Source organism: Micromonospora sicca, from assembly GCF_003172935.1.
GTDB classification, from domain to species: Bacteria; Actinomycetota; Actinomycetes; order Mycobacteriales; family Micromonosporaceae; genus Micromonospora; species Micromonospora sicca.
In genome coordinates, this window is sequence record NZ_QGKS01000049.1 from 15,048 (window position 1) to 40,321 (window position 25,274).

The following is a 25,274-nucleotide window of genomic DNA, read 5'->3' on the forward strand; positions in this document are numbered from 1 at the left end:
GGCACGGCGTCCGTCGTCGCGGCACCGATTCATCCACGACATCAGCTTCGTAGCGTCCCGGTGGCCGGCCCGCCCTCGCCGGCCCGGCCGCCCCTCGGCAGCGGTGTTGGTCCTGGCTCAGCGGGCGATCTCGGTGACCCGGGACTCGCGGACCACGGTCACCCGGATCTGACCGGGATAGGTCAGCTCCTCCTCGATCTGCTTGGCCACGTCCCGGGCCAGCACCGCCGCGCCGATGTCGTCGACGTCCTCCGGCTTCACCATCACCCGGATCTCCCGGCCCGCCTGCATGGCGAAGACCTTCTCCACGCCGACCTTGCCGGCCGCGATCTCCTCGATCCGCTCCAGCCGCTTGACGTACACCTCCAGGCTCTCCCGCCGGGCGCCCGGCCGACCGCCGGAGCAGGCGTCGGAGGCCTGGGTGAGGACAGCCTCGACGGTCTGCGGCGGCACCTCGTTGTGGTGCGCCTCGATGGCGTGCACGACGTCCTCGCTCTCGCCGTACCTGCGGGCGAGGTCGGCGCCGATGATGGCGTGGCTGCCCTCCACCTCATGGGTGAGCGCCTTGCCGATGTCGTGCAGGAACGCCGACCGCTTGATGGTCGACACGTCCAGCCGCAGCTCGGCGGCCATCATCCCGGCGATGTGCGCGGTCTCCACCAGGTGCTTGAGCACGTTCTGCCCGTACGACGTCCGGTACCGCAGCCGACCGAGCAGGGTGACCAGCTCCGGGTGGATCTCGGTGATGCCGACCTCGACCAGCGCGTCCTCGGCGGCGCGGTGGCACAGCTCCTCCACCTCGTCCCGGGCCAGCTCGTAGACCTCCTCGATCCGGTGCGGGTGGATCCGCCCGTCGAGGACCAGCTTCTCCAGGGTGACCCGGCCGACCTCCCGGCGGACCGGGTCGAAGCAGGACAGCAGCACCGCCTCGGGGGTGTCGTCGATGATCAGGTTGACCCCGGTGACCGACTCGAAGGCGCGGATGTTGCGCCCCTCCCGGCCGATGATCCGCCCCTTCATCTCGTCACCCGGCAGGTGCAGGACGCTGACCACGCTCTCCGCGGTCTGCTCGCTGGCCACCCGCTGGATGGCGTCCACCACGATGTGCCGGGCGCGCTGCTCGGCGGTGTTGCGGGCGTCGGACTCGATGTCCCGGACCAGCAGCGCGGCCTCCCGCTTGGCCTGGCCCTCGATCGCCTCGACCAGCTCGGCCCGGGCGGCGTCGGCGGTCAGCCCGGCCACCCGCTCCAACTCCCGGCGGCGCTGCTCCTCCGCCTCGGCCACCGCCCGCTCCCGCTCGGCCAGCGCGTTCTCCCGGGCGGCGAGGGCGGCACTGGCGGCGGTGAGCTGCCGCTCCCGCTCGGCGAGCCGCTCCACCTCCTCGGTGTGCAGCCGCTCCCGCTCGTCCATCCGGGCGGCCCGCCGTTCCACCTCGGCGGCCTGCTCCCGGGTGGTCGCGGCGAGCACCGCCACCTCCCGCTCACCGCTGCGCCGGGCGGCCGTGCGGAGCTGCTCGGCGTCCGCCTCGGCCTGCTTGTGCGCCCGCTCGAGGACGGTGTCGGCCTCCGCGCGGGCGTCGTCGAGGACCCGCCGAGCCTCTGCCCGGGCCGCCTTCGCCTCGGCCTTCGCGGCGGCCGCCTCGGTGCGGGCCGCGGCGGCGGCCGACTTCGCCACGTCGATGGTGCTGTTCGCCTCGTGGGCGGCGGACCGCAGGGCGGCGAGGGACTGCTCCTGGCGGTCCTTCTCGGCGATGAAGGCCGGGTCCTCGGGGGCCGGCGCGACGCTGATCCGGCGCAGCGTCCGGACGCCCACCAGGACGGCCCCGACCACCACGACGGCCAGGATCAGCACCACCGCGAGGATGAGAACGTTGAAAGCGCTCATGCCGTCGCCCCGGACCGTGCGACCGTCTCCTGGCAACCTGGGGCCGTCTCCCGACCGCCGGCGGCGTGGTCGGCGACCGACCGGCCGGCGATGCGTGGAAGACCGCCGGTGAACCTGTGCCGTCCCGCCATGGCCGCCTCCCCTGAACGTCGACTCCGCAGAGACGTGCCGGGGGCACGCACCTGCGGCTCTGGACGCCCGACCGGAGCGGCTGGCAGTGGGTAGCTCTCCGTCGACGGTGCCCCCGAAAGGGCATCGCCGACGGCCGGTTGCAGTTGTCGGTCGGCTCCGGACCGGCTGTCCGGAGCTGCCGTCAAGGGCCGGTGAAGCTGGCCAAAGTGATGCTGTTCTGTTACGAGATCTATGTTGTGCGCTTAGCCTGCGCTGGTCGGGCAATGTGAGCCTGTATGGCGAGGCTAGGTCGCCAGGGGCCGTTCGGTCAAGAACTCATGATCAAACCACCCGGACGGAGAGAAGTCGCGGCATCACCCAGCGCTGTCCAGATGCCGGACACGGGCGGACAAACGGCCCGCCCCGTAGGTGCCGAGTCGCCTCCCGTACCTGCTCAACCCGCCATCGTCCGGCCGCGCCCGATCCGCCGTCAGCCGAGGGCGCGGTTGTCCCGGTCGAGTTCGCCCTCGGCATCGGCGAGGGCGTCGGCGTCGATCTGCTCGGCGAACTCGGCCGCCTCCGCGCTCTGCGCGGCGAGCGCGTCCTTCACCGCCCGGATCGCCACCCCCGGCGGGTAGCCCTTGCGGGCCAGCATGCCCACCAGCCGGCGGAACACCGCGTCGGGCTCGCCGCGGACGGAGCGCAGCTTCCGGTCGACCAGGGCCCGGGCGGTCTCCGCCTCGGTCTCCTCGTCCAGCTCACCGAGGGCCTCGCTGGCGGTGTCGCCGTCCACCCCGCGCTGGCGCAGCTCGTTGGCGAGCGCCCGGCGGGCCAGCCCCCGGCCGGCGTGCCGGCTGGAGACCCAGGCCCGGGCGAAGGCGGCGTCGTCGATGATCCCGACCTCGTCGTACCGGTCGAGCACCTGCGCGGAGACCTCGTCGGAGATGCCCCGCTTGGCCAGCGCGCCGGCCAGCTCCGCCCGGGTACGCGGCCGCACCGCGAGCTGCCGCAGGCAGATCTCCCGGGCCACCTCGGCCTCGTCGCGCGGCGGTGCGGGGGGCGCCTCCGGACCGGCCTCCTCGGACCGGCCACGGCGACCCCGTCGGGGCCGGGGCGTCGTGGTGTCGTCACCCGGCCGGGGCGGGCTGGCATCCCAGCCCCGCCCCGTGCGGGCGCGTCGTCCTGCCACTTAGCCGGCGACCGGTCAGAAGTCGACCGGCGGCAGCTCCGGGCCACCAGCGGCGTCGCCCGCGCCGACCCCGACGCCGAGCTTCTCCAGGATCTTCTTCTCGATCTCGGCCGCCACGTCCGGGTTCTCCTTGAGGAACTCCCGGGCCTTCTCCTTGCCCTGGCCCAGCTGGTCGCCGTCGTAGGTGTACCAGGCGCCGGACTTGCGGATGATCGCCTGCTCCACGCCGACGTCGATCAGCGAGCCCTCGCGGGAGATGCCCTTGCCGTACATGATGTCGAACTCGGCCTGCTTGAACGGCGCGGCGACCTTGTTCTTCACGACCTTGACCCGGGTCCGGTTGCCGACCACGTCGGTGCCGTCCTTGAGGCTCTCGATGCGGCGCACGTCGAGCCGGACCGAGGCGTAGAACTTCAGCGCCCGACCACCGGTGGTGGTCTCCGGGCTGCCGAACATCACGCCGATCTTCTCGCGGAGCTGGTTGATGAAGATCGCCGTGGTGCCGGTGTTGTTGAGCACACCGGTGATCTTCCGCAGCGCCTGGCTCATCAGCCGGGCCTGGAGACCCACGTGGCTGTCGCCCATCTCGCCCTCGATCTCGGCACGCGGCACCAGGGCCGCGACCGAGTCGATCACGATGACGTCGATCGCGCCGGAGCGGACCAGCATGTCGACGATCTCCAGCGCCTGCTCACCGGTGTCCGGCTGGGAGACCAGCAGGGCGTCGGTGTCGACACCGAGGGCCTTCGCGTAATCCGGGTCGAGCGCGTGCTCGGCGTCGATGAAGGCGGCGATGCCACCGGCCCGCTGGGCGTTGGCCACCGCGTGCAGGGCGACCGTGGTCTTACCGCTGGACTCGGGACCGTAGATCTCGACGACCCGGCCGCGGGGCAGACCGCCCACGCCGAGCGCCACGTCGAGCGCGATCGAGCCGGTCGGAATCACCGCGGTCTGGATGACCGGCCGCTCGCCCAGCCGCATCACCGAACCCTTGCCGAACTGCTTGTCGATCTGAGCGAGAGCAAGGTCGAGTGCCTTCTCCCGGTCGGGCCCTGCGGCCATGTTTGCCACCCCTGCCTTCGCCGGCGTCTTTCCTGAGCTTCGCGTCACGCGGGACACGCTAGGCGCTGGGTCCGACAGAAAACCAGCCGACGGGCCGCGAGCTGTGGACGAGCACCCCGCTGTGGACAATAGCCGAACAGGTGTACGACTCGGCAAGCGACACGCGGACGCGGCGAAAGGGCCGCTCAACGTAGCCGGGCGGGAACCCGGTCGGGATAGGCGGCGACGACGGCCCGCCAGACCACGTGGGTCTGCTCACCCGACCTGAGCGCCTGCTCGATGGTCCGCCCACCGAGCTGGGACAGCACCTGGTCCCGGGCGAGGCTGGCCGCGTAGCCCGGCCCGAACGCCTCCTCCAGCCGCGCCCAGAAGTCGGTCAGCCGCACGTGATCAGTCCTCCTCGTCGGGCACCCGCCCGGGCACCGGACGCAACGCTAGCGCCACCAGGGGCACCACCGCGATCGCCGCCAGCAGGGTCAGCACCGGATAACCGGCCGCCCGCATGACAAACCCGCTGGCCGCGGCGGCGCTGGCGCCGGCCAGCCCCATCGTCAGGTCGGAGAACCCCTGCACACTCGGGCGGACCGCCGCCGGCACCGACTCCGACAGCAGGGTGGAGCCGGCCACCATCGTGCCGGACCAGCCCAGCCCGAGCAGGACCAGGCCGACCGACAGCCGGGGCGTGTGGTGCCCGGCGGTGCCGGCGACCGCGCACGCGGCCAGCAGCAGCCCCACACCGCCGAGGATGACCGCGCGCCGGCCCAGCCGGTCGGTGAGCCAGCCGACCAGCGGGCTGAGGGCGTACATGCCGGCGATGTGCAGGCTCAGCACGATGCCGACCAGCCGCAGCACATCCGCATCGCCGTGCGACTCGCCGAGGCGGACCGGCGTCATGGACATCACCGCGACCATCACCACGTGGCCCACCGCGACCGCCGCGATGCCGAGCCGGGCGGCCTGGCGCCCGCGTACCACCTGCCAGGCCGCCCGCATCCCCGCACCACGCCGGGCGGGCTCCGCCGGCGCGGTGACGGCGTCCGCCGGCGGGGTGACGTCCGGCGCGGCGACGGCGTCCGCGACCGGGGCGTCGGCCGCCGCCAGCCGGCGCGCGGTGAGCAGCGGATCGGGCCGCAGGAGCACCACGAGTACGACGGCGGCGAGCAGGAACGCGGCGGCGCTGAACGCGAACGGGCCGGCCAGCGGTGGCAACCCCCACCCGCTGGTGGTGCGGTCGGCCAGCGCGGCGAAGTTCGGCGCGGCCACCGCGCCGATGGTGGTGGCCCACACGATCAGCGAGAGCTGGCGCCCCCGTCGGGCCGGCTCGGCGAGGTCCACCGCGGCGTAGCGGGCCTGGAGGTTCGCCGCGGTGCCGCCGCCGAAGAACAGCATGCCGAGGAAGAGCAGCGGCACGAAGCGGGTGACCGTGGCGAGCACCACCAGGACGGCGCCGACCGCGCCCGCCAGGTACGCGACCGCCAGCCCGGGGCGCCGGCCGTGCCCGTTCATGATCCGGGTGACCGGGACCGCGAGCAGGGCCCCGCCGACCACGGCGGCGCTCTGCGCCAGGCCGGCGACCGCGGTGCCGGCGACCCGGGCGGCGAGCAACGCCCCGACGGCGATGCCGATGGTCACACCGATCCCGCCGATGATCTGGGTGGCGAAGAGCAGGCGCAGGGTTCGCCGCTGGATCGGCGCAACATCCGGCCGGGTCCGGGCCGGCGCGGTCAGATCGGTGGCCATGCGGCCTCCTCAGTAAGGGGTCAGACGCCGCACCATCCTTGCAAACCGGCCCCGTCCCGGGGGAGCCCGTTTCGCTACAGGCCGAGACCCCGGCCGATGATCTCCTTCATGATCTCGGTGGTGCCGCCATAGATGGTCTGCACCCGCCCGTCCAGCCAGGCCTTCGCCACCGGGTACTCCAGCATGAAGCCGTAGCCGCCGTGCAGCTGCACGCAGCGGTCGGCCACCTTGTTCTGCAGCTCGGTGGTCCACCACTTGGCCTTCGCCGCGTCGGTCACCGAGAGCCGGCCGGCGTTGAACTCGGCGACGCAGTGGTTGACGAACGTGCGGGCGATGGTGACCTCGGTGTCCAACTCGGCCAGGAGGAAGCGGTTGTGCTGGAACTTCCCGATCGGCCGGCCGAACGCCTCCCGCGAGCGGGCGTAGTCGAGGGTGACCGCGAGCAGCTTCTCCGCCGCCGCGACCGCGGCCACCGCGATGCTCAGCCGCTCCCGGGGCAGGTTCCCCATCAGGTGGTAGAAGCCGTGGTTCTCGGTGCCGATCAGGTTCTCCGCCGGCACCCGGCAGTCGTCGAAGAACAACTCCGCGGTGTCGTTGGCCTTCAGGCCGACCTTGGCCAACCGCCGGCCCCGGCTGAAGCCGGGGGTGCCGGTCTCCACCGCGATCAGGCTCACCCCGTGCGCGCCCTGGTCGGAGGTCCGCACCACCACGACGACCAGATCGGCCATCTCGCCGTTGGTGATGAACGTCTTCTGCCCGTTGAGCAGGTAGGAGTCGCCGTCCCGGACCGCGCTGGTGCGGACCCCGGCCAGGTCGCTGCCGGCGCCCGGCTCGCTCATCGCGATCGCGGTGACCAGGTCGCCGGAGCAGAAGCCCGGCAGCCAGCGCTTGCGCTGGTCGTCGGTGGTCAGCTCGGTCAGGTACGGCGCCACCACGTCGTTGTGCAGGCCGAAGCCGAGCCCGGAGCAGCCGGCCGCGATGATCTCCTCGTCCAGCACCGCGTTGAAGCGGAAGTCCCGCTGGCCGCCGCCGCCGAACTCGGTGTCGACGTCCATGCCGAGCAGCCCGGCCGCGCCGGCCTTGCGCCACACCTCCCGGTCGACGATGCCGTCGGCCTCCCAGCGCTCGTGGTGCGGGACGGCCTCCCGGGCCAGGAACTGGCGGCACAGGTCCCGGAACTCTTCGTGGACGGGCTCGTAGAGATGCTGCTCCATGGCGGCCAGTGTGGCACCGCTCACCCGCGCTGCCCAGAGGCGAGCCGCGTTCGCCGGAGCCGGCGCGGATCAGGCGGCGAGGGCGCGGGCGGCGACCGTCAGGTCCTGCACCAGGCCGGCGTACGCGCCGTCCTGGTCGTCGGCGCGGAGCACCGCCGACGGGTGGATGGTGGCCAGCAGCCGGGCCTCGGGGGCGTCGGCGACCTTTCCGGTGTTGTCCACCGGCACCCGGGTGAAGTCCTCCGGGTGCTGGGCGGACGCGGGCCAGGGCAGCAGCTCGCCGCGCTGCTTTGTCACCCGGAACGTCGGGCCGAGCAGCGCCTTGGCGGCGGTGGCCCCGAGCACCACCACGACCTCCGGGTGCAGCCGGGCGAACTCCGCGACCAGCCAGGGCCGGCAGGCGGTGATGTGCACCCGGTCCGGCGACTGGTGGATCCGCCGTTTGCCGCGCAGCTCGAAGCGGAAGTGCTTCACGGCGTTGGTCAGGTAGATGTGACCGGGGTCGATGCCGGCGTCGTCCACCGCCTTGCGCAGCAGCCGGCCGGCCGGGCCGACGAAGGGCAGCCCCTTCTGATCCTCCATGTCGCCCGGCTGCTCGCCCACGAAGACCACCCGGGCGGTCTCGTCGCCCCGCCCGAAGACGGTCTGCGAAGCGTCGCGGTAGAGCTCGCAGCCCCGGCAGCCGGCCGCCGCGTCGCGCAGCTGGTCGATCGTGTCCGCCTGCGGCGGGATGAACTGCTGGGCGCCGGGGGCACTCTCGGTCTGCTCGGCCATGCCGCCTTTATATACCGGTTTCGAGCCGGGCGTCGGATGCCGCCCGCCGCGCGCACGCGTCCGGGCGTCAGTAACCGCCACCTCCGCCGTCCCGCGAGGCCAGCGCGATCGCGATGATCACGACGATCACCGCCACCGCGATGGCGATCCAGAGTCCCGTCCTGGACCTGTTCGAAGACCTGTTCGAGGCCATGTCGACCACCTCCCAGCGCGGCATTCCCGCAGCTACGGCCGACATGCCCCGGCCCGGTCAGGCGGTGAACCCGAACGGCCCGGTGGGGTGTGCCGCGCGGGCGACCGCGGCGGCGAGCGGGGCGAGGTCGGCCTCGTCGAGCGAGCTGACCGTGATCCGGATGCCGGGACCGGCGGCGATCCGGTTGAGCGCGCCGGGGGCGACCGACCAGCCGGCGTCCCGCAGCGCGGTGACCACCACGGTCTCGTCCGGCACGGGCACCCAGACGTTGATCCCGGTGCGGCCGTGGGCGGGCAGGCCGTGCGCCCTCAGCGCCTCCACCAGCCCGTGGCGCCGCCGCTCGTAGCTCTCCCCCGCCCGGTGCGCGAGGTCGGCGGTGGCGGGGTCGCGCCACAGCGCCAGCACGAGGCGTTGCAGCACGGTGGAGACCCAGCCGGCGCCGACCCGGGCCCGGCCGGCGACCCGGGCCACCGTGGCCTCGTCGCCGGCCAGCACCGCGAGCCGCAGGTCCGGGCCGTAGGGCTTGCTCACCGACCGGACGAAGGCCCAGGTCGGGGTCGCCCCGGCGAGCGGACGCAGCGGTACGCGGGCCAGCTCGGCGGCGTGGTCGTCCTCGATCAGCAGCAGGTCGGACCGGCCGGCGAGCAGCGCCCGCAGCGCCTCGGCCCGGTCGGCGGAGACGGCCGCGCCGGTCGGGTTCTGGGCGCGGCTGGTGACGATCAGCGCGCGGGCCCCGGCGGCGAGGGCGGCCCGCACCCCCGGCTCGGTCGGCCCCTCGTCGTCGACCGGCACGCCGATGGCGCGCAGCCCGAGCGCGGCGACCAGGTCCAGCAGGTTGGCCCAGCCGGGGTCCTCGACCGCCACCGCGTCGCCGGGGCGCAGGTGGGCGGCGAGCAGCCGCTCGATGCCGTCCAGCGCACCGCCGCTGACGGTGATCTCGGCGGCCGGCACACCGTCGGCGGCGAGCCGGTCCCGGGCGGCGTCGGCCAGGTCGGGGACGACGGCGGCGGCCGCGTACCCGGTGGGCGGGCCGATCTCGGCGGCGAGCGCGGCGAGGTGCGGGCCGAGCGGTGGCAGCAGCCGGGGGTCGGGCTGGCCGGTGGAGAGGTCACGGGCGCCGGGCAGCGGCGGCGGCAGCAGGCCGGCCCGGCGGGCGGCGACCGGCGGGCGGGGGCGGACCCGGGTGCCGTGCCGGCCGGCCGTCACCACCAGGCCGCGTTGCCGCAGCTCCTGGTACGCCCGGGCGACGGTGGCCGGGCTCACCGCCAGCCCGGTGGCCAGGGCTCGGACGGCGGGCAGGGCGTCGCCCGGGGCGAGTGTCCCGCTGCGGATCCCACCCTCCACGCTGGCCGAAATGGCGGCCGACGTCGACCCCTCGATCTGATAATGTGCTGCCACAGTTCACAGATTGTACTAGAACAAAGGTGGGATGTCGCATGTACCCCCGCACCGAACGGACCACCGCCAGCCGCACCCGCGACCGGATGAGCTACGACCAGACCGCCGCGCACGCCGTCCTCGACGAGGCGTACCACTGCGCGCTGGGCTTCACCGTGGACGGTGAGCCGCGGGTGCTGCCCACCCTGCACGTCCGCGTCGACGACACCCTCTACCTGCACGGCTCCACCGGCAGCCGGCCGCTGCTCGCCGCCCGGGGCGACGCCGGGCTGCCGGTCTGCGTCGCGGTGACCCTGCTCGACGCGCTGGTCTACGCCCGTTCCCAGTTCAACCACAGCGCCAACTACCGCTCGGTGGTCGCCCACGGCACCGCCCGGCTGGTCACCGACGAGCGGGAGCGGACCGCCGTGCTGACCGCGCTGGTCGAGAAGGTCGCCGCCGGGCGCAGCGCGGACAGCCGGCCACCGAGCCGCCGGGAACTCGCCGAGACGGCCGTGCTGGCGCTGCCGCTGCGCGAGGTGTCGGTCCGGACCCGCACCGGCGGGGTCAACGACGACCCCGCGGACCTCGACCTGCCGTACTGGGCCGGGGTGCTGCCGCTGCGGCTGACCGCCGGGCTGCCGGAGCCGGCCCCCGGGGTGACCGCGCCGCTGCCGGCGTACCTGCGGCCGGCCCGCTCGGCCTGGCTGGAGCCGGTGGTGCTGCGCGGGGAACACGTCGTGCTGGAACCCCTCGACCTCGCCCACGCCGAGGAGCTGTTCGCCGCGCTCGACGACCCCGAGGTGTGGCGGTACGTCGGCAGCCCCCGACCGACGAGCGTGGCCGAGATGGCCGGCCACGTCCGGGCGGCGCTGGCCGACCACCAGCGTGGCGTCCGGGTGCCGTGGGTGCAGCGCTGCGCGGCCACCGGGGCGGTGGTCGGCACCACCTCCTACTACCACCCCGACGAGGACCTGCGGTCGGTGGAGATCGGCTACACCCAGCTGGGCCGGGCGTGGTGGCGCACCGGGATCAACACCGAGGCGAAGCTGCTGCTGCTCACCCGGGCCTTCGAGGAGCTGGACGCGATCCGGGTCACCTGGCAGACCAGCACGCTCAACGAGCGCTCCCAGCGGGCCATCGAGCGGCTCGGGGCCACCCGGGAGGGCACCCTGCGGGCCAACCGGCGCCGCGCCGACGGCACCTGGCGGAACTCGGCGCTCTATTCGATGCTGGCCGACGAGTGGCCGAACGCACAGGTCAGCCTGCGGGAAAGGCTTCGCCCGGCGGCATCGGTGGCGTGATGATGGCGGGCGTGCTGGGCATCACCGACATCTGGACGTACCTGCTGGGGACCGTGGCGATCATCCTGCTCCCCGGGCCGAACTCGCTCTTCGTGCTCTCCACCGCCGCCCGGCGCGGGGTGGGGGCCGGCTACCGGGCCGCGGGCGGGGTGTTCGTCGGCGACTCGGTGCTGATGATCCTCTCCGCCGCCGGGGTGGCGTCGCTGCTCAAGGCGTACCCGCCGCTCTTCCTGGTGATCAAGTACGCCGGCGCGGCGTACCTCGGGTATGTGGGGTTGACGATGCTTCGCGGCGCCTGGCGGCGCTGGCGCGACCGCAACGACCCGACCGCGCCGCGGCTGATCGACGCGGCGGAGCCGGCGGCGCTGCGCAGCCCGTCCCGCAAGGCCCTGGTGATCAGCCTGCTCAACCCGAAGGCGATCCTCTTCTTCATCTCGTTCTTCATCCAGTTCGTCGACCCCGGGTACGCCTGGCCGGCGCTGTCGTTCCTGCTGCTCGGCCTGATCGCCCAGGTGACCAGCGCGCTCTACCTGACCGCGCTGATCTTCGCCGGGACCTTCCTCGCCGCCCAGTTCCACCGCCGCCGCCGGCTCGCCGTCGGGGGCACCACCGCGGTCGCCGCCCTCTTCCTCGGCTTCAGCATCAAGCTCGCCACCGCCTCGGTCTGACCGCGCGGCGGTCAGGTGCCGTCACCGCCGCCACCACCGATGCCGCCACCGCCGGCCGTGCCGCCCAGCCCGTACCCAGGCGCGACCGGCTCGTCGGGGTGGCGGCTGACGTGGGCGGACTCCCGGATCGCGCCGGACCAGTCGGCGTGCGCGGCGGCGGCCGCGTGCCGGTTGATGGCGTGCCGCAACCAGCCGTCCACGGTGGCCACCCAGTCCCGCCGGTCCTGGCCCGCGTGCCAGACCCGGAACCGGCTGATGCTCTGGTGGGTGACCCCGGCCAGGGAGAGCCGGCGGTCCAGCCAGAGCAGCACCTCCAGCCCCGCCGCGTTGGTCACGAAGATCAGTTCCAGCTCGGTGATCGGGCCGGCGTAGAGCGGCGCCACCCAGTAGCCCAACCGCTCGTGCAGGGGCAGGGTCTGCTCCACCCCGGGCAGCCGGCCCTGCTGCAGCCCCGCCTGCCGCAGCACGAAGCCGAGGGTCTCCAGCGCGGCGAGGATGTGCTGCTGGGTGGGGAGCGGGTGGACGAAGACCGGCACCATCGCGCCCTGGTCCAGGTCCGGATCCACCGACACCTCGGTACGCAGGCCGGTGCGCAGGCCCATCAGCGGCACCCCGCCGAAGATCGTCGGCGGGGTCTCCCAGGGCAGCGGCAGCGCGAAGTCGACCGCCCGGCGGCGTCCCGCGGGCACCACGAACCGGCCGGCGATCGGCACCTGGTGATACTGCACGAGGCGGCGCGGCGAGCCCGGATCCTCCGGCTCGGCCTGGGCGACCAGGCCGAGCCGGACGTGCCGGACCGGTACATCCTCGCCGCCCGCGGCGAGCGTCACCCGCCCCGGCAGGCGCAGCCCCGGACGGGTGCTCGGGTTGGTCAGGGTGGTGGTCACCGACAGTCCGGTCCAGCCGGACTGCGCGGACACCCCGGTCAGCCGCACCGCGCTCCCCCCGTCGCCGCCTGGCACGGCTTTTCCCCGTGGGCGGCCGGTCAATCAGCGCATGCGCCGGCCCCTCGGCACCGGGTCGGTCTCGTCGTCGAACTCGCCGATGACCTCCTCGAGCAGGTCCTCCAGGGCGACGAAGCCGATCGGCCGGGTCGGGCCGCCGCCGTTGCTGACCAGGGCCAGCTGGGCCTGCCGGCCCCGCATCGCCGCCACCGCCTCGCTGACCGAGGCCCCCCCGCGCAGGGTGAAGGCCGGGGTCATCAGCTCACCGGCGGTCGCCGTCCGGCCGGTGGTGACCGCCCGGACCGCCTCCCGGACGTGCACCAGGCCGCAGACCTCGCCGCCGGCGTCGAGCACCGCCAGCCGGGACCGGCCGCTGTCCCGGGAGACGTGCTCGATCCGCTCGGCGCTGTCGTCCCGGCGGACCGTGACGATCCGGTCGAACGGCTCCATCACCTGCGCCACCGTGGTGCCCTGGAGCTCCAGCATGCTGGTCAGCATCCGGTGCTGCTCCGCGCCGAGCAGCCCGTGCTCGCGGGACTGCTCCAGTAGGATGCGCAGCTCGTCCGGACCGTGCACCATGGCGAGCTGGTCCTGCTGCCGCACGCCGACCAGTCGCAGCACCAGGTTGGCCAGCGCGTTCAGCGCAGAGAGCACCGGGCGGGCGACCCGGGCGAAGGCCCGGAACGGCAGCGCCAGCAGCGTCGCCGAGCGCTCCGCGTCGGTGATCGCCCACGACTTCGGGGCCATCTCGCCGACCACCAGGTGCAGGAACGTCACCAGGCCGAGGGCGAAGAGCAGTGCCACCAGGTGGCTCACCGCGTCCGGCAGGCCCACCGCGTGCAGCAGCGGGCTGAGCAGGTGCTCGATCGCCGGCTCGGCCAGGGCGCCCAGGCCCAGGGTGCAGAGCGTGATGCCGAGCTGTGCGCCGGCCAGCATCAGCGACAGCTCGCGGACGCCGTCCAGCGCCGCGCGGGCCGCCCGCCCGCCACCGGCGGCCTCGTGCTCGAGCCGGTACCGCTTGGCGGCCACCAGGGCGAACTCGGCGGCGACGAAGAAGGCGTTCAGCGCCAGCAGCACCACGGAGAAGAAGAGCGCGAACCCGGGGCTCATGCCGCCTGCTCCCCACGTTCGACCCCGGCCATCCGGAGCCGGACGGAGTCGGCGACGTGCCGGTCCACGGCCAGCACCTCGACCAGGGCCCGCTCGGCGTCCGGCTCCTCGCCGTCGACGGCGAGGCTGATCTCCAGCCGGTCGCCCACCTCGGGCACCCGGCCCAGCTCCCGCATGACCAGCCCGGAGAGGGTGTCGTACTCGGGGGCCTCGGGCAGCGCGATGCCGGTGCTGTCGGCGACCTCGTCGATCCGCCAGCGGGCCGGCACCACCCAGGAGCCGTCGTCCTGCCGCGCCGGGGCCCGCTCCGGCGGGTCGTCCTCGTCGCGGATCGGCCCGACCAGCTCCTCGGCGATGTCCTCCAGGGTGATCACGCCGGCGAAGCCGCCGTACTCGTCGACCACGCAGGCGAGCTGCCGGTGGCCGACCCGGAGCCGGTCCAGCACCGTCGGCAGCGGCAGGGTCTCCGGCACCAGCAGCGGCGGAACGGCCACCGCGGCGACCCGGGTGGTCCCCCGCTCGGCGGGCGGCACGCCGAGCACGTCGGCGATGCCGACCACACCCACCAGGTCGTCGACGCCCTCGGCGCCGCGGACCGGGAAGCGGGAGTGGCCGGTGTCGAGCAGTTCGACGACCCGGCTGACCGGCTCGTCGGCGCGTACGGTGTGCACGTCGACCCGGGGCACCATGGCCTCCCCGGCGGTCAGCTCGCGGAAGTCCAGGCCCCGGTCGAGCAGGTCGGACATCGCGGCGTCGAGACTGCCCTCCTCGCGGGACTCGGCGATGATCTGCTCCAGGTCCTCCGGGGTGGCGCCGCCGGGCAGTTCCTCGATCGGCTCGATGCCGAGCCGGCGCAGCAGCCGGACGGCGGACCGGTCGAAGAGGGTGATCACCGGGCCGGCCAGCTTCAGGTACATCAGGGTGGACCGGCTCAGCGCCCGCGCGAGGGGCTCGGCGCGGGCGATGGCCAGGTTCTTCGGCGCCAGCTCGCCGAGGACCATCTGCACCACGGTGGCGATGATCAGGGCCAGCACCACCGACAGCGGCAGGCTGACCGCGGTGGACACCCCGGCGAGGCCGAGCAGGTCGGCCAGCCCGGCGCCCAGGTACGGCTCGGCGACGTAACCGACCAGCAGGGCGGTCACGGTGATGCCGAGCTGAGCGCCGGAGAGCACGAACGACAGCCGGCCGGTCACCGCCAGGGCCCGGGCGGCGGCCTCGTCGCCGGAATCGGCGAGCTGCTTGAGCTTGCCGCGATCCACGGCGACGTAACCGAACTCCTGGGCCACGAAGTAACCGGTGGCGGCGGTGAGCACGATGATGAGTACGAGACCCACGACGATCAGCACGGGAGGTTCAGGGCTCCCGGGGTCGTCGGGGCGGGGAGATGCCGGGCATGACCCGGCTGGCTACTGCTGCCCTCCTGGGCAGAGGAGTCGATCATCTGCCCATTTTATCGGCGCTGCCTGGACGCCCGCTGAGGGTGGCACAGTTGTCCGGTTCCACCCGGTCAGCGCCCCGCCAGCTCGTCCGTGTCGAGCAGGGCTCGGTCGACCCGGCCCGACCGGTACGCGGCCCGGCCGACCATCTGGGCGGCGACCGGCACGGTGGCCAGTTGGAAGACCACGACCAGCGCCAGCATGCCCAGGTCCGAGGGCGTACGCAGCCGCAGCGCCACCCCGGCCAGCAGCAGCAGCACGCCGAGCACCTGCGGCTTCGTGGCCGCGTGCATCCGGTCCAGCACGTCGGGGAAGCGCAGCACGCCGATCCCGGCGGCCAGGCTGAGCAGGGCCCCGGCGGTCAGGCAGGCCGCGCCGAGCCAGTCGGCGAGCACCCCCATCACGCCTCCTCGCGGACGGCGAACCGGACCATGGCCACCGAGCCGACGAAGCCGAGCAGGGAGAGCACCACCAGCACGGGCAGCGTGGTGGCGTGCCGGTTGACCGCCGCCTCGGCGCCGACCGCGCCGAGCATGGTGGAGAGCAGCAGGTCGGCGGCGACGACCCGGTCCAGCAGGGACGGCCCCCGGTAGATGCGGGCCAGGGCGAGCAGGGCGGTGACCGAGAACAGCACGGTCAGCACGACGGCGAGGAGCGTGGTCACGGGTTCTTCCTCCGGTCGACGGGTTCGGTGCGCAGCTGGCGTACCTCGGCGGGCGAGCCGATCGCGCGGACGAGGCGCCGCTCGACGGCGAGGATCCGGTCGCGGCTCGCGGTCAGGTCCCGCGGGCCGCGGACGTCGAGCACGTGCGCGTAGAGGACACCCTGGTCCCGGTCCACCTCGACGATGAGGGTGCCCGGGACCAGGGAGATCACCTCGGCGGTGAGCGCCAGGTTGAGGTCGGTGCGGACCCGCAGCGGCACCGCGATGATCGCGCCGCGCGGCCGGTAGCCGGGGCGGACGGCGATCGCGGCGACGCGGACGCTGGCGCTCACCAACTCACCGGCGAAGGTGACCGCCAGCACGAGCAGCGCCCGGGGGCGGAGCCGGCCGCCGAAGGTGACCGGGGGCAGCGGGAAGAAGATCAGCACGGCGGCGCCGACGACCAGCCCGCCGAGCAGGTTGCCCCAGGTCACGTCCCCCCAGAGCAGCAGCCAGGTCAGCACCAGCCAGCCGAGGGCGAGGGCCTGGTCCCGCCACCGGCCGCCGCGCCGGAATGCCGCCGGTCGGGCGCCGTCGTGACCCGGCGGCGGACCGGACGGGCCGGCGCCGCGGGCCGGCGGCGGACCCGCCGGCCCGGACCCGTCGCGGCCGGACCGCCGGCCGGCCGTCACGGGACGCCGGCCGGGAAGACGGCCCGCACGTAGGGGGTACGCGCGCGCAGGTCGGTGGCGGCGTCCGCGGTGACCTCGAAGAGCGGCCCGGCGGCGAGGGTCAGGCCCACGCCGAGCACCACCAGGGCCGCGGTCGCGCCGACCATCAGCGCCGGCAGCGGCACGGTCGGGTCGGCGGTGGCCAGCCGGGGTGACCGCCAGAATGCGATGTTCCACACCCGGGAGGCGGCGTAGAGGGTGAGCAGGCTGGTCACCGTTCCGGCCCCGACCAGCACCCCGGGGAGCACCCCGCGCGCCGCCACACCGGCCTGGAGCAGCCCGAGCTTGCCGAGGAAGCCGGAGAAGGGCGGGATGCCGGCGAGGTTCATCGCCGGCACGAAGAAGAGCACCGCGAGCAGCGGGGCGACCCGGGCCAACCCGCCGAGCCGACGCAGGTCCGTGCTGCCGGCCCGCTCCTCGACCAGGCCGGCGACCAGGAAGAGGGTGGTCTGGATGGTGATGTGGTGCACCACGTAGAAGATCGCCCCGGAGAGGCCGGCGACGCTGCTCAGCGCCACCCCGAAGATCATGTAGCCGATGTGGCTGACCAGGGTGAACGAGAAGAGCCGCTTCATGTCGGACTGGGCCACCGCGCCGAGGATGCCGACCACCATGGTCAGCCCGGCGACCACCATGAGCAGCCGGTCGGCGTGGCCGCCGGGGAAGAGCAACGTCTCGGTGCGGATGATGGCGTACACGCCGACCTTGGTGAGCAGGCCGGCGAAGACCGCGGTGACCGGGGCCGGGGCGGTCGGGTAGCTGTCCGGCAACCAGGCGGAGACCGGGAAGACCGCCGCCTTGATGCCGAAGGCCAGCAGCAGCATGAGCTGCAACGCCAGCCGTACGCCGTCCGGCAGGCCGTCCAGCCGCCCGGCGAGCTGGGCCATGTTGACGGTGCCGGTGGCCGCGTACACCAGGCCCACCGCGGCCAGGAAGATCATCGAGGAGAGGACGCTGACCACCACGTACGTGGAGCCGGTCCGGATCCGGGTCTCGGTGCCGCCCAGCGTGATCAGCACGAAGCTCGCGGCCAGCAGGATCTCGAAGCCGACGAAGAGGTTGAACAGGTCCCCGGCCAGGAAGGCGTTGGTGACGCCGGCGGTCAGCACCAGGTAGGTGGGGTGGTAGATGCTCACCGGCGCGCTCTCGCTGGTCTCCCCGCGCCCCTGGCCGATGGAGTACAGCAGCACGCACAGCGTCACCGCCGAGGAGACCACCAGCATCAGCGCGGCGAGCTGGTCGGCGACCAGCACGATGCCGACCGGGGCCGGCCAGCCACCCACCTGCACCACCACCGGCCCGTGCCGGTACGCCTCGACCAGCAGCGTCACCGCGACCGCGAGGGTGGTGGCGAGGCCGACCACGCTGACCGACCGTTGCAGCCGGGGCCGGTTGGCCAGGATCAGCGTCAGCGCGGCGCCCAGCAGCGGCACCACCACCGGCAGCGGCACCAGCGCCGCGGTCACCCGGCCGTCTCCGTTCGCGACTGCGGGGCCCGCAGGACCGGCTCACTCCCCGCCCTCACCGCTGGTCCCCCCGTCGGCGCAGCCGGCGCAGCGCGGGCCCCGGGTCCACCTGCTCCGGGTCGTTGTCCGGGCCCTCGCCGCCGAGGTCCGCGGTGGACACCTCGTTTCGCTCGGCGAGCCGGACGACCTGCCGGTCCTCCAGGTCGTCCTGCACCTCGTCGTCGCCGCTGAGATACCAGCTCCGGTACGCGACCGCGAGCAGGAACGCGGTCAGCCCGAAGGTGATCACCACGGCGGTGAGCACCATCGCCTGGGGCAACGCGTCGCTCATCTCCCCGGTCGGCGCGGTGCCCACCACCGGGGCCACGCCGGAGCGGCCGCCGAGCAGGATCAGCAGGTTCACCCCGTTGCCGAGCAGGATGACCCCGAGCAGGATCCGGCTCAGGCTGCGCTCCAGCAGCAGGGTGACGCCGGTGGCGACCAGCACCCCGACGGCGATCACCAGCACCAGGGTGGGTCCCGCGCCGTCCGCCGTCACCGCGCCACCTCTGTTCGCGACTGCGGGGCTCGCAGAACCGGCTCACTCCTCGCGCTCACGTCCGGTCCCCCTCCCGCTCGACCGCCAGTCCGCCCTCCGGGCCGCCGCTGGCCTCGATGTGCCGGTCCACCTCGGCGCCGAGGCTGCGCAGGATGTCCAGCACCAGCCCGACCACGATCAGGTAGACGCCGACGTCGAAGAAGAGCGACGTGACCAGGTAGCTGTGGCCGACGGCGGGCAGCCAGAGGTCGACCTTCACGCTCTCCAGCACGGATCCGCTGCGGAGCAGCCCGATCGCGCCGGTGCCCACGGAGACGGCCAGGCCGGCGCCGAGCACCGTGCCCGCCCCGACCGGCGCCGCCTCGGCCAGCTCGTTCCGGCCGCCGGCCAGGTAGCGGACCGCGAGGGCGAGGCCGGCCACCAGGCCGCCCGCGAAGCCGCCCCCCGGAGCGTTGTGCCCGGAGAAGAGCAGGAAGAGGGAGAAGAGCAGCACGGTGTGGAAGATCAGCCGGGTGACCACCTCGAAGACGATCGACCGGCGCCGCTCGCGCAGGGTGGCCCCGCCGCGCAGCCAGACCGGCCGCCGGTCGCGCCGGGGCGCGGACGGCGCGGGCCGGCGCGGCCGCGGCCCGGTGCGGGACCGCTCGAAGATCAGGCTGGCCACCCCGGTCGCGGCGACCACCAGCACGGAGATCTCGCCCATGGTGTCCCAGGCGCGGATGTCGACCAGCGCCACGTTGACCACGTTGCGGCCGTAGCCCTGGGCGACCGCCAGGTCGGGGAAGGCCAGCGAGATGGACGGCGTCCGCCGGGCGCCGGCCGCCGCCAACGCGAGGCCGGCCATCACCAGCCCGGCCGCCACCCCGATGCCCCGCCGCAGCCAGCGGCTGCGGCGCAGCGGTCGGGCCGAGAAGCGGGCCGGCAGCCGCCGCAGCACCAGCACGAAGAGCACGATGGTGGCGGTCTCCACCAGGAACTGGGTGAGCGCCAGGTCGGGCGCGCCGTAGAGGACGAACATCATCGCGGTGCCGTAGCCGGTCACCCCCACCAGCAGCATCGCGGTGAGCCGGCGGCGGGCGCCGGCGGCGAGCACCGCGGCCACCGTGATCACCAGGCCGACCACGAGCTGGGCGGGGGTGTCCCAGAGCGCGATCCGCTCCCGCCAGGGGCGGGCGGTCAGCAACGCCGCGCCCGGCACCAGCACCAGCGCGAACAGGATCGCGCCCAGGTACTGCGGCAGCGAGCCGCGCTGGGTGGCGCTGGTGACCTCGATCGCGACCCGGTCGAAGGCGTGGGTCACCCACTCGTAGCCCTGGTTGCCGCGCACCGGGAAGCGGAGCCGGGCCAGCACGGGGGCGAGCGGGCCGCGGACCAGGTGCAGCGCGAAGCCGGCGGCGACCGCGACCGCGGCGAGCCCCAGCGCCAGGTTCGGCCCGGGCCAGAGCGCGAGGTGGGCCTCCCCCGGGCCGAAGAGCTCGGCGTACGGGTGGAGCAGCCCACCCAGCCAGCCGGCGGCGGGACCGAAGGCCAGCCCGGCGGCGGCGAGCAGGGCCGGCGGCGCCAGCATCGCGGCCGGGGCGGCGGCCAGTTCGCTGGCCGGGGTGCCGGGGCGGCGGGCGAAGGCGCCCCAGAGGAACCGGATGCTGTACGCGACGGTGAGGGCGGTGCCGGCGACCAGCACGGCGAGCACGAGCGGCCGGTCGGTGAAGGCCGCGAGGACGGCCTCCTTCGCGACGAAGCCGAACAGCGGCGGCAGCCCGGCCATCGACGCGGCGGCGAGCCCGGCGACCACCGCGAGCAGCGGCGCGGTACGCCCGACCCCGGAGAGCTCCCGCAGGTCACGGGTGCCGGCGCAGTGGTCGAGGAGGCCGACGACGAGGAACAGGGCCGCCTTGAACAGCGCGTGTGCCAGCAGCATCGCGGCACCGGCCAGCGCGGCCTTCGGGGTGCCCGCGCCGATCACCACGGTCAGCAGGCCGAGCTGGCTGACCGTCCCGTACGCCAGCAGCAGCTTCAGGTCGGTCTGCCGCAGCGCCGCCCAGCCCCCCGCGACCAGAGTGACCAGCCCGGCGACCACGGTGACCGGCCGCCACGGGCCGGCGAGCGCGAGCACCGGGGCGAGCAGGCCGAGCAGGTAGACCCCCGCCTTCACCATCGCCGCCGCGTGCAGGTACGCGCTGACCGGCGTGGGCGCGGCCATCGCCACCGGCAGCCAGGAACTGAACGGCACGACGGCGGACTTGGCCAGCGCCCCGGCCAGGATCAGCAGCACCGCCACGGCGAGGTACCGGCCACCGGGCAGCGGCGCGGCGGCGATCGCCGACCACCGGTAGCCGCCGGCGTGCCGGCCGAGCAGGAGGAAGCCGACCAGCATGGCCAGCCCGCCGAGGGTGGTCACGGTCAGCGCCTGGGCGGCGGCCCAGCGGCTGGACCGCCGTTCGGTGCTGTGCCCGATCAGCAGGTAGGAGAAGACCGTGGTCAGCTCCCAGAAGACGTAGAGCAGCAGCAGGTCGTCGGCGACCACCAGGCCGAGCATCGCCCCGGCGAAGGCGACCAGCACGGCCGCGAACCGGGCCAGCCCCACCGAGCCGGGTTGGAAGTAGCGGGCGGAGTAGACCAGCACCAGCGCGCCGACGCCGCCGACCAGCAGCACCATCAGCCAGGACAGGGTGGTGACCCGCAGCGCGAGGTCGAGCCGGAGCTGGCCGATCCACGGGTACGTCTCGACGACCGCGCCGCCGTGGCGGACCGCCGGGGTGTGCGCGATGGCCCAGCCGAACGCGGCGGCCGGCGCGAGGGCCAGCGGGTAGCAGGCGCGAGGACCCCACCAGCGGACCAGCAGCGGCGCGAGCAGGGCCGCCACCAGGTGCAGGATCAGCAGTACGAGCAACCGTGCTCCAGGTCGAGTGGGACCGCGGGCCGGGACGGGCACGCTCCGGCCACGACCGATCAGACGTCAGATCGCCGGCCCAGGGGCGGGTTTGCGGAAAACGGTCCGACCCGTGGGGTCAGCGGAGCGCGCTGTCGCCGGCGGAGAGCGCCGGTGCGCGGGAGGGCCGTTCCCGGCGGGTCTCCACCAGCAGGTCGGGGCGGCCGAGCTGACGCACGGCCTTGTTGACCACCCGCTGGGCGGCGGCGAGGGAGCGCACCGAGAGCAGCCGGCCGCGGCTCTCCCGGCGGAGGACGAAGTAGTGCACCGCGGCGCGGACCAACCCCCGGTCGGCGGCGCTGGAGTGTGCGGTGGCGATGACCAGCTCGCGCAGGCAGCGGGCGAGCTGCTCGGCGAGCTCCAGCTCGGGGCCCTGCAGGCCGGTGCGGAGCGTGGCGAGATGGCTGTCGACCTTGCGGATGAGCACATCGGTCCCGGGCCCGGAGCCTCGCTCCTCGACGGTCATCCAAAGCCCTCCACCCGACGCTGCGTTGCGAGTGAAGTTACTTTATGTTGCGCGGCACAAGCAAGCAGTTAGTTAAGACTTAACGCGTTCAACGTCGCATCCGTCGCGTAAGCGCCCGGAGCCGGACAGAACCCGCGTCCGGCACGGGCGGGTTGTCGTACCGGCGGGGCAGGATGGGAGGGTGGCGAATGAGGTGACCGGCGGGGACGCGGTGCTGGCGGGTTTCGGCGCGGCGACCCGGGAGTGGTTCACCGCGGCGTTCGCGGCGCCCACCGCCGCCCAGGCCGGCGCCTGGCGTTCGGTGGCCGCCGGGCACAACGCGCTGGTCGTCGCCCCCACCGGCTCCGGCAAGACCCTTGCCGCGTTCCTCTGGTCGCTCGACCGGCTGGCCAAGGAGACCCCGCCCGCCGAGGCCCGGCAGCGCTGCCGGGTGCTCTACGTCAGCCCGTTGAAGGCGCTCGCCGTCGACGTGGAGCGGAACCTGCGCGCCCCGCTCGCCGGGATCCGGCAGGCCGCCACCCGGCTCGGCGTCGCCCCGCCGGACATCACCGTCGGGATGCGCACCGGCGACACCCCGGCCGACGAGCGGCGCGCCTTCGCCCGCACCCCGCCGGACATCCTCATCACCACCCCCGAGTCGCTCTTCCTGCTGCTCACCTCCGCCGCCCGCGACTCGCTGCGCGGGATCGAGACGGTGATCGTCGACGAGGTGCACGCGGTGGCCGGCACGAAGCGCGGCGCCCACCTGGCCCTGTCCCTGGAACGCCTCGACGAGCTGCTGGCGACGCCCGCGCAGCGGATCGGCCTCTCCGCCACCGTCCGGCCGATCGACGTCTGCGCCCGCTTCCTCGGCGGGGCCCGCCCGGTGGACGTGGTGCAGCCGCGCAGCAGCAAGACCATCGAGGTCAGCGTCCAGGTCCCGGTGGAGGACATGACCCGCCTCGACGAGCAGGAGCAGCCGCCGGACGACCTGGGCGGCCCCGGCGGCCCGCGCCGGCCGTCGATCTGGCCGGCCGTGGAGGAGCGGGTCTTCTCGCTGATCCGGGCGCACCGCTCGACCATCGTCTTCACCAACTCGCGGCGCAGCGCCGAACGGCTCTGCGCCCGGCTCAACGAGCTGGCCGCGGCGGAGCTGGAGGCGGCGGCCGCCGACGGCGGCGCGCCGGTGCGGGCGCCGCGCCAGCCCGCGGAGGTGATGGCGCAGTCCGGCGCGGCGGCCGGCGCGGCCCCGGTGATCGCCCGGGCCCACCACGGCAGCGTCTCGCGAGAGGAGCGCAAGCACATCGAGGAGGCGCTCAAGTCCGGCCAGCTCCCGGCCGTGGTCGCCACCTCCAGCCTGGAGCTCGGCATCGACATGGGCGCGGTCGACCTGGTGGTGCAGATCGAGGCGCCGCCGAGCGTCGCCGCCGGCCTGCAACGGGTCGGCCGGGCCGGGCACCAGGTCGGCGCGGTCTCCCGCGGCGTGGTCTTTCCGAAGCACCGCGGCGACCTGCTCTCCTGCACGGTGGTCGCCGAGCGGATGGCCGAGGGCGCCATCGAGGAGCTGCACTACCCGCGCAATCCCCTCGACGTGCTGGCCCAGCAGATCGTGGCGATGGTGGCGCTCGAACCGTGGCGGCTGGGTGACCTCGCCGTGCTGGTCCGCCGGGCCGCGCCCTTCGCCGAGCTGCCCGACTCCGCCCTGCACGCGGTGCTCGACATGCTCTCCGGGCGGTACCCGTCGACCGCCTTCGCCGAGCTGCGGCCCCGGCTGGTCTGGGACCGGGCCACCGACGTGCTCACCGGCCGCCCCGGCGCGCAGCGGCTCGCGGTGACCAGCGGGGGCACCATCCCCGACCGGGGTCTCTTCGGGGTCTTCCTGGCCGGGGCGGAACGCGCCGCCCGGGTCGGCGAGCTGGACGAGGAGATGGTCTACGAGTCCCGGGTGGGCGACGTCTTCCTGCTCGGCTCCTCGTCGTGGCGGATCGAGGAGATCACCCCCGACCGGGTGCTGGTCTCCCCCGCCCCCGGCCAGGCCGCCCGGATGCCGTTCTGGAAGGGCGACCAGCTCGGCCGCCCGGTCGAGCTGGGCCGGGCCATCGGCGCCCGGGTCCGCGCCCTGCTCCGGCAGGACGACCAGACCGCGACGGCGGCGTTGCGCGCCGGCGGGCTGGACGACTGGGCCGCCGGCAACCTGATGGCGTACCTGCGGGAGCAGAAGGTGGCCACCCGCTCCCTGCCGGACGACCGGACGGTGGTCGTCGAACGGTTCCGCGACGAGCTGGGCGACTGGCGGCTGGCCGTGCACTCGGTGCTCGGCGCCCGGGTCAACGGCCCATGGGCCCTGGCGATCGGCCGCCGGCTCGCCGAGCGGTACGGCGTGGACGCCCAGGTGATGCCCTCCGACGACGGCATCGTGGTCCGGCTGCCCGACACCGCCGACGAGCCGCCCGGCGCCGACGTGGTGGTCTTCGACCCCGACGAGATCGCCCAGCTCGTCGAGGAGTCCGTCGGCACCTCGGCGCTCTTCGCCGCCCGGTTCCGCGAGTGCGCGGCCCGGTCGTTGCTGCTGCCCCGCCGCGACCCGCGCCGCCGCCAGCCGCTCTGGCAGCAGCGCCAGCGGGCCGCCCAGCTCCTCGACGTCGCCCGCGAGTACGCCGACTTCCCGGTCACCCTGGAGGCCGCCCGCGAGTGCCTCCAGGACGTCTTCGACCAGCCGGCCCTGGCCGAGCTGATGCGCGACCTGACCGCCCGCAAGGTGCGGCTGGTCGAGGTGGAGTCCGAGCGGCCCTCGCCGTTCGCCCGCTCGCTGCTCTTCGGCTACGTCGGGGCGTTCCTCTACGAGGGCGACGCCCCCCTCGCGGAGCGCCGGGCCGCCGCCCTGGCCCTGGACTCGGGGCTGCTCGGCGAGCTGCTCGGCCGGGTCGACCTGCGGGAACTGCTCGACCCGACGGTGCTCGCCGAGACCGAGCGGCAGCTGCGCTGGCTGACCGAGCAGCGCCGCCCCCGCGACGCCGAGGACGTGGTCGAGCTGCTCCGGGTGGTCGGCGACCTGGGCGAGGCCGAGCTGGCCGAGCGCGGCGCGCCGGTCGAGTGGCTGACCGAGCTGGAGTCCGCCCGCCGGGTGCTGCGGGTCCGCATCGCCGGGGAGGAACGCTGGGTGGGCGTCGAGGACGCCGCCCGGCTGCGCGACGCGCTCGGCGTGGCGCTGCCGGTCGGGGTGGCCGAGGCGTACCTCACGCCGGTGGCGGACCCGCTCGGCGACCTGGTGGCCCGGTACGCCCGCACCCACGGCCCGTTCGCGGCGGCCACCTGCGCCGCCCGGTTCGGGCTCGGGGTGTTCGTGGTGGAGCAGGCGCTGCGCCGGCTCGCCACCACCGGTCGGGTGGTCTCCGGGGAGTTCGCCCCGGACAGCGTCGGCACCCAGTGGTGCGACGCGGAGGTGCTGCGGCTGCTGCGCCGCCGTTCGCTGGCCGCGCTGCGCCGGGAGATCGAGCCGGTGCCGCCCCGGGC

The 25,274-nt window shown here is 74.5% G+C and carries 22 protein-coding genes; 3 read left to right on the plus strand and 19 right to left on the minus strand.

The genetic code is table 11. From position 1 onward, the window contains the following. Positions 1–117 precede the first annotated feature (117 nt). The 9 genes from rny to DKT69_RS00530 form a co-directional block, all read right to left on the minus strand. On the minus strand, positions 118–1,884 hold the full coding sequence (rny, locus tag DKT69_RS00495; RefSeq protein WP_109799631.1) for a ribonuclease Y: 1,767 nt from the start codon (positions 1,882–1,884) through the stop codon (positions 118–120). 601 nt (positions 1,885–2,485) lie between these two features. Then, positions 2,486–3,184 (minus strand): regulatory protein RecX, encoded by a 699-nt coding sequence (locus DKT69_RS00500; RefSeq protein ID WP_109799632.1) that lies wholly within the window; start codon positions 3,182–3,184, stop codon positions 2,486–2,488. 15 nt (positions 3,185–3,199) lie between these two features. Next, positions 3,200–4,246: a recombinase RecA gene (gene recA / locus DKT69_RS00505; RefSeq protein WP_109799633.1), complete on the minus strand. Its 1,047-nt coding sequence runs from the start codon at positions 4,244–4,246 to the stop codon at positions 3,200–3,202. A gap of 185 nt (positions 4,247–4,431) precedes the next feature. Further along, on the minus strand, positions 4,432–4,632 hold the full coding sequence (locus DKT69_RS00510; protein WP_109799634.1) for a DUF3046 domain-containing protein: 201 nt from the start codon (positions 4,630–4,632) through the stop codon (positions 4,432–4,434). A gap of 4 nt (positions 4,633–4,636) precedes the next feature. Continuing rightward, positions 4,637–5,986 carry an MFS transporter gene (locus DKT69_RS00515; protein ID WP_109799635.1) on the minus strand — a complete coding sequence of 450 codons (1,350 nt, stop codon included), beginning with the start codon at positions 5,984–5,986 and terminating at the stop codon, positions 4,637–4,639. Between the two features lie 74 nt (positions 5,987–6,060). Next, positions 6,061–7,200: an acyl-CoA dehydrogenase family protein gene (locus DKT69_RS00520; RefSeq protein ID WP_109799636.1), complete on the minus strand. Its 1,140-nt coding sequence runs from the start codon at positions 7,198–7,200 to the stop codon at positions 6,061–6,063. 69 nt (positions 7,201–7,269) lie between these two features. Next, positions 7,270–7,974, minus strand: a complete 705-nt coding sequence (locus DKT69_RS00525; RefSeq protein WP_109799637.1) for a UdgX family uracil-DNA binding protein — start codon at positions 7,972–7,974, stop codon at positions 7,270–7,272. A 67-nt stretch (positions 7,975–8,041) separates the two neighbouring features. Next, complete coding sequence (locus tag DKT69_RS40530; protein ID WP_255420170.1) at positions 8,042–8,167, minus strand: hypothetical protein; 126 nt, start codon at positions 8,165–8,167, stop codon at positions 8,042–8,044. Between the two features lie 57 nt (positions 8,168–8,224). Then, complete coding sequence (locus DKT69_RS00530; protein ID WP_109799638.1) at positions 8,225–9,565, minus strand: aminotransferase class I/II-fold pyridoxal phosphate-dependent enzyme; 1,341 nt, start codon at positions 9,563–9,565, stop codon at positions 8,225–8,227. Between the two features lie 38 nt (positions 9,566–9,603). Here DKT69_RS00530 and DKT69_RS00535 point away from each other — a divergent pair, with 38 nt between their 5' ends. Both DKT69_RS00535 and leuE read left to right on the plus strand, forming a co-directional pair. Continuing rightward, positions 9,604–10,848, plus strand: coding sequence for a bifunctional pyridoxamine 5'-phosphate oxidase family protein/GNAT family N-acetyltransferase (locus DKT69_RS00535; protein ID WP_109799639.1), 1,245 nt, complete (start codon positions 9,604–9,606; stop codon positions 10,846–10,848). Next, positions 10,848–11,516, plus strand: coding sequence for a leucine efflux protein LeuE (gene leuE, locus DKT69_RS00540; RefSeq protein WP_109799640.1), 669 nt, complete (start codon positions 10,848–10,850; stop codon positions 11,514–11,516). Before DKT69_RS00535 ends, leuE begins: the two co-directional genes overlap by 1 nt. Positions 11,517–11,527: 11 nt before the next feature. Here the strand turns inward: leuE and DKT69_RS00545 are convergent, their stop codons facing one another. The 10 genes from DKT69_RS00545 to DKT69_RS00590 all read right to left on the minus strand — a co-directional run bounded on the left by DKT69_RS00545 (position 11,528) and on the right by DKT69_RS00590 (position 21,782). After that, a complete protein-coding gene (locus DKT69_RS00545; protein ID WP_109799641.1) occupies positions 11,528–12,451 on the minus strand; it encodes a sporulation protein in 924 nt (307 codons plus the stop codon). Positions 12,452–12,505: 54 nt separating this feature from the next. Then, positions 12,506–13,570 carry a hemolysin family protein gene (locus tag DKT69_RS00550; RefSeq protein WP_109799642.1) on the minus strand — a complete coding sequence of 355 codons (1,065 nt, stop codon included), beginning with the start codon at positions 13,568–13,570 and terminating at the stop codon, positions 12,506–12,508. Beyond that, positions 13,567–14,919 carry a hemolysin family protein gene (locus DKT69_RS00555; RefSeq protein WP_109799643.1) on the minus strand — a complete coding sequence of 451 codons (1,353 nt, stop codon included), beginning with the start codon at positions 14,917–14,919 and terminating at the stop codon, positions 13,567–13,569. The genes DKT69_RS00550 and DKT69_RS00555 overlap by 4 nt, the downstream gene beginning before the upstream one ends. Before the next feature lie 161 nt (positions 14,920–15,080). After that, positions 15,081–15,410: a monovalent cation/H(+) antiporter subunit G gene (mnhG, locus tag DKT69_RS00560; protein WP_109799644.1), complete on the minus strand. Its 330-nt coding sequence runs from the start codon at positions 15,408–15,410 to the stop codon at positions 15,081–15,083. Beyond that, positions 15,410–15,673 (minus strand): MrpF/PhaF family protein, encoded by a 264-nt coding sequence (locus DKT69_RS00565; protein WP_109799645.1) that lies wholly within the window; start codon positions 15,671–15,673, stop codon positions 15,410–15,412. The genes mnhG and DKT69_RS00565 overlap by 1 nt, the downstream gene beginning before the upstream one ends. Then, positions 15,670–16,344 (minus strand): Na+/H+ antiporter subunit E, encoded by a 675-nt coding sequence (locus DKT69_RS00570; RefSeq protein ID WP_109799646.1) that lies wholly within the window; start codon positions 16,342–16,344, stop codon positions 15,670–15,672. Before DKT69_RS00570 ends, DKT69_RS00565 begins: the two co-directional genes overlap by 4 nt. Next, complete coding sequence (locus tag DKT69_RS00575) at positions 16,341–17,849, minus strand: Na+/H+ antiporter subunit D (RefSeq protein ID WP_109799647.1); 1,509 nt, start codon at positions 17,847–17,849, stop codon at positions 16,341–16,343. Before DKT69_RS00575 ends, DKT69_RS00570 begins: the two co-directional genes overlap by 4 nt. 55 nt (positions 17,850–17,904) lie before the next feature. After that, positions 17,905–18,387: a Na(+)/H(+) antiporter subunit C gene (locus tag DKT69_RS00580; RefSeq protein WP_109799648.1), complete on the minus strand. Its 483-nt coding sequence runs from the start codon at positions 18,385–18,387 to the stop codon at positions 17,905–17,907. Positions 18,388–18,442: 55 nt separating this feature from the next. Next, positions 18,443–21,277 carry a Na+/H+ antiporter subunit A gene (locus DKT69_RS00585; RefSeq protein ID WP_109799649.1) on the minus strand — a complete coding sequence of 945 codons (2,835 nt, stop codon included), beginning with the start codon at positions 21,275–21,277 and terminating at the stop codon, positions 18,443–18,445. A 118-nt stretch (positions 21,278–21,395) separates the two neighbouring features. After that, positions 21,396–21,782 (minus strand): hypothetical protein, encoded by a 387-nt coding sequence (locus DKT69_RS00590; RefSeq protein WP_109799650.1) that lies wholly within the window; start codon positions 21,780–21,782, stop codon positions 21,396–21,398. Between the two features lie 181 nt (positions 21,783–21,963). Between DKT69_RS00590 and DKT69_RS00595 the strand changes: the two genes are divergently transcribed. Further along, the coding region (locus DKT69_RS00595; RefSeq protein ID WP_236647230.1) for a DEAD/DEAH box helicase at positions 21,964–25,274 on the plus strand (3,311 nt) is incomplete at its 3' end.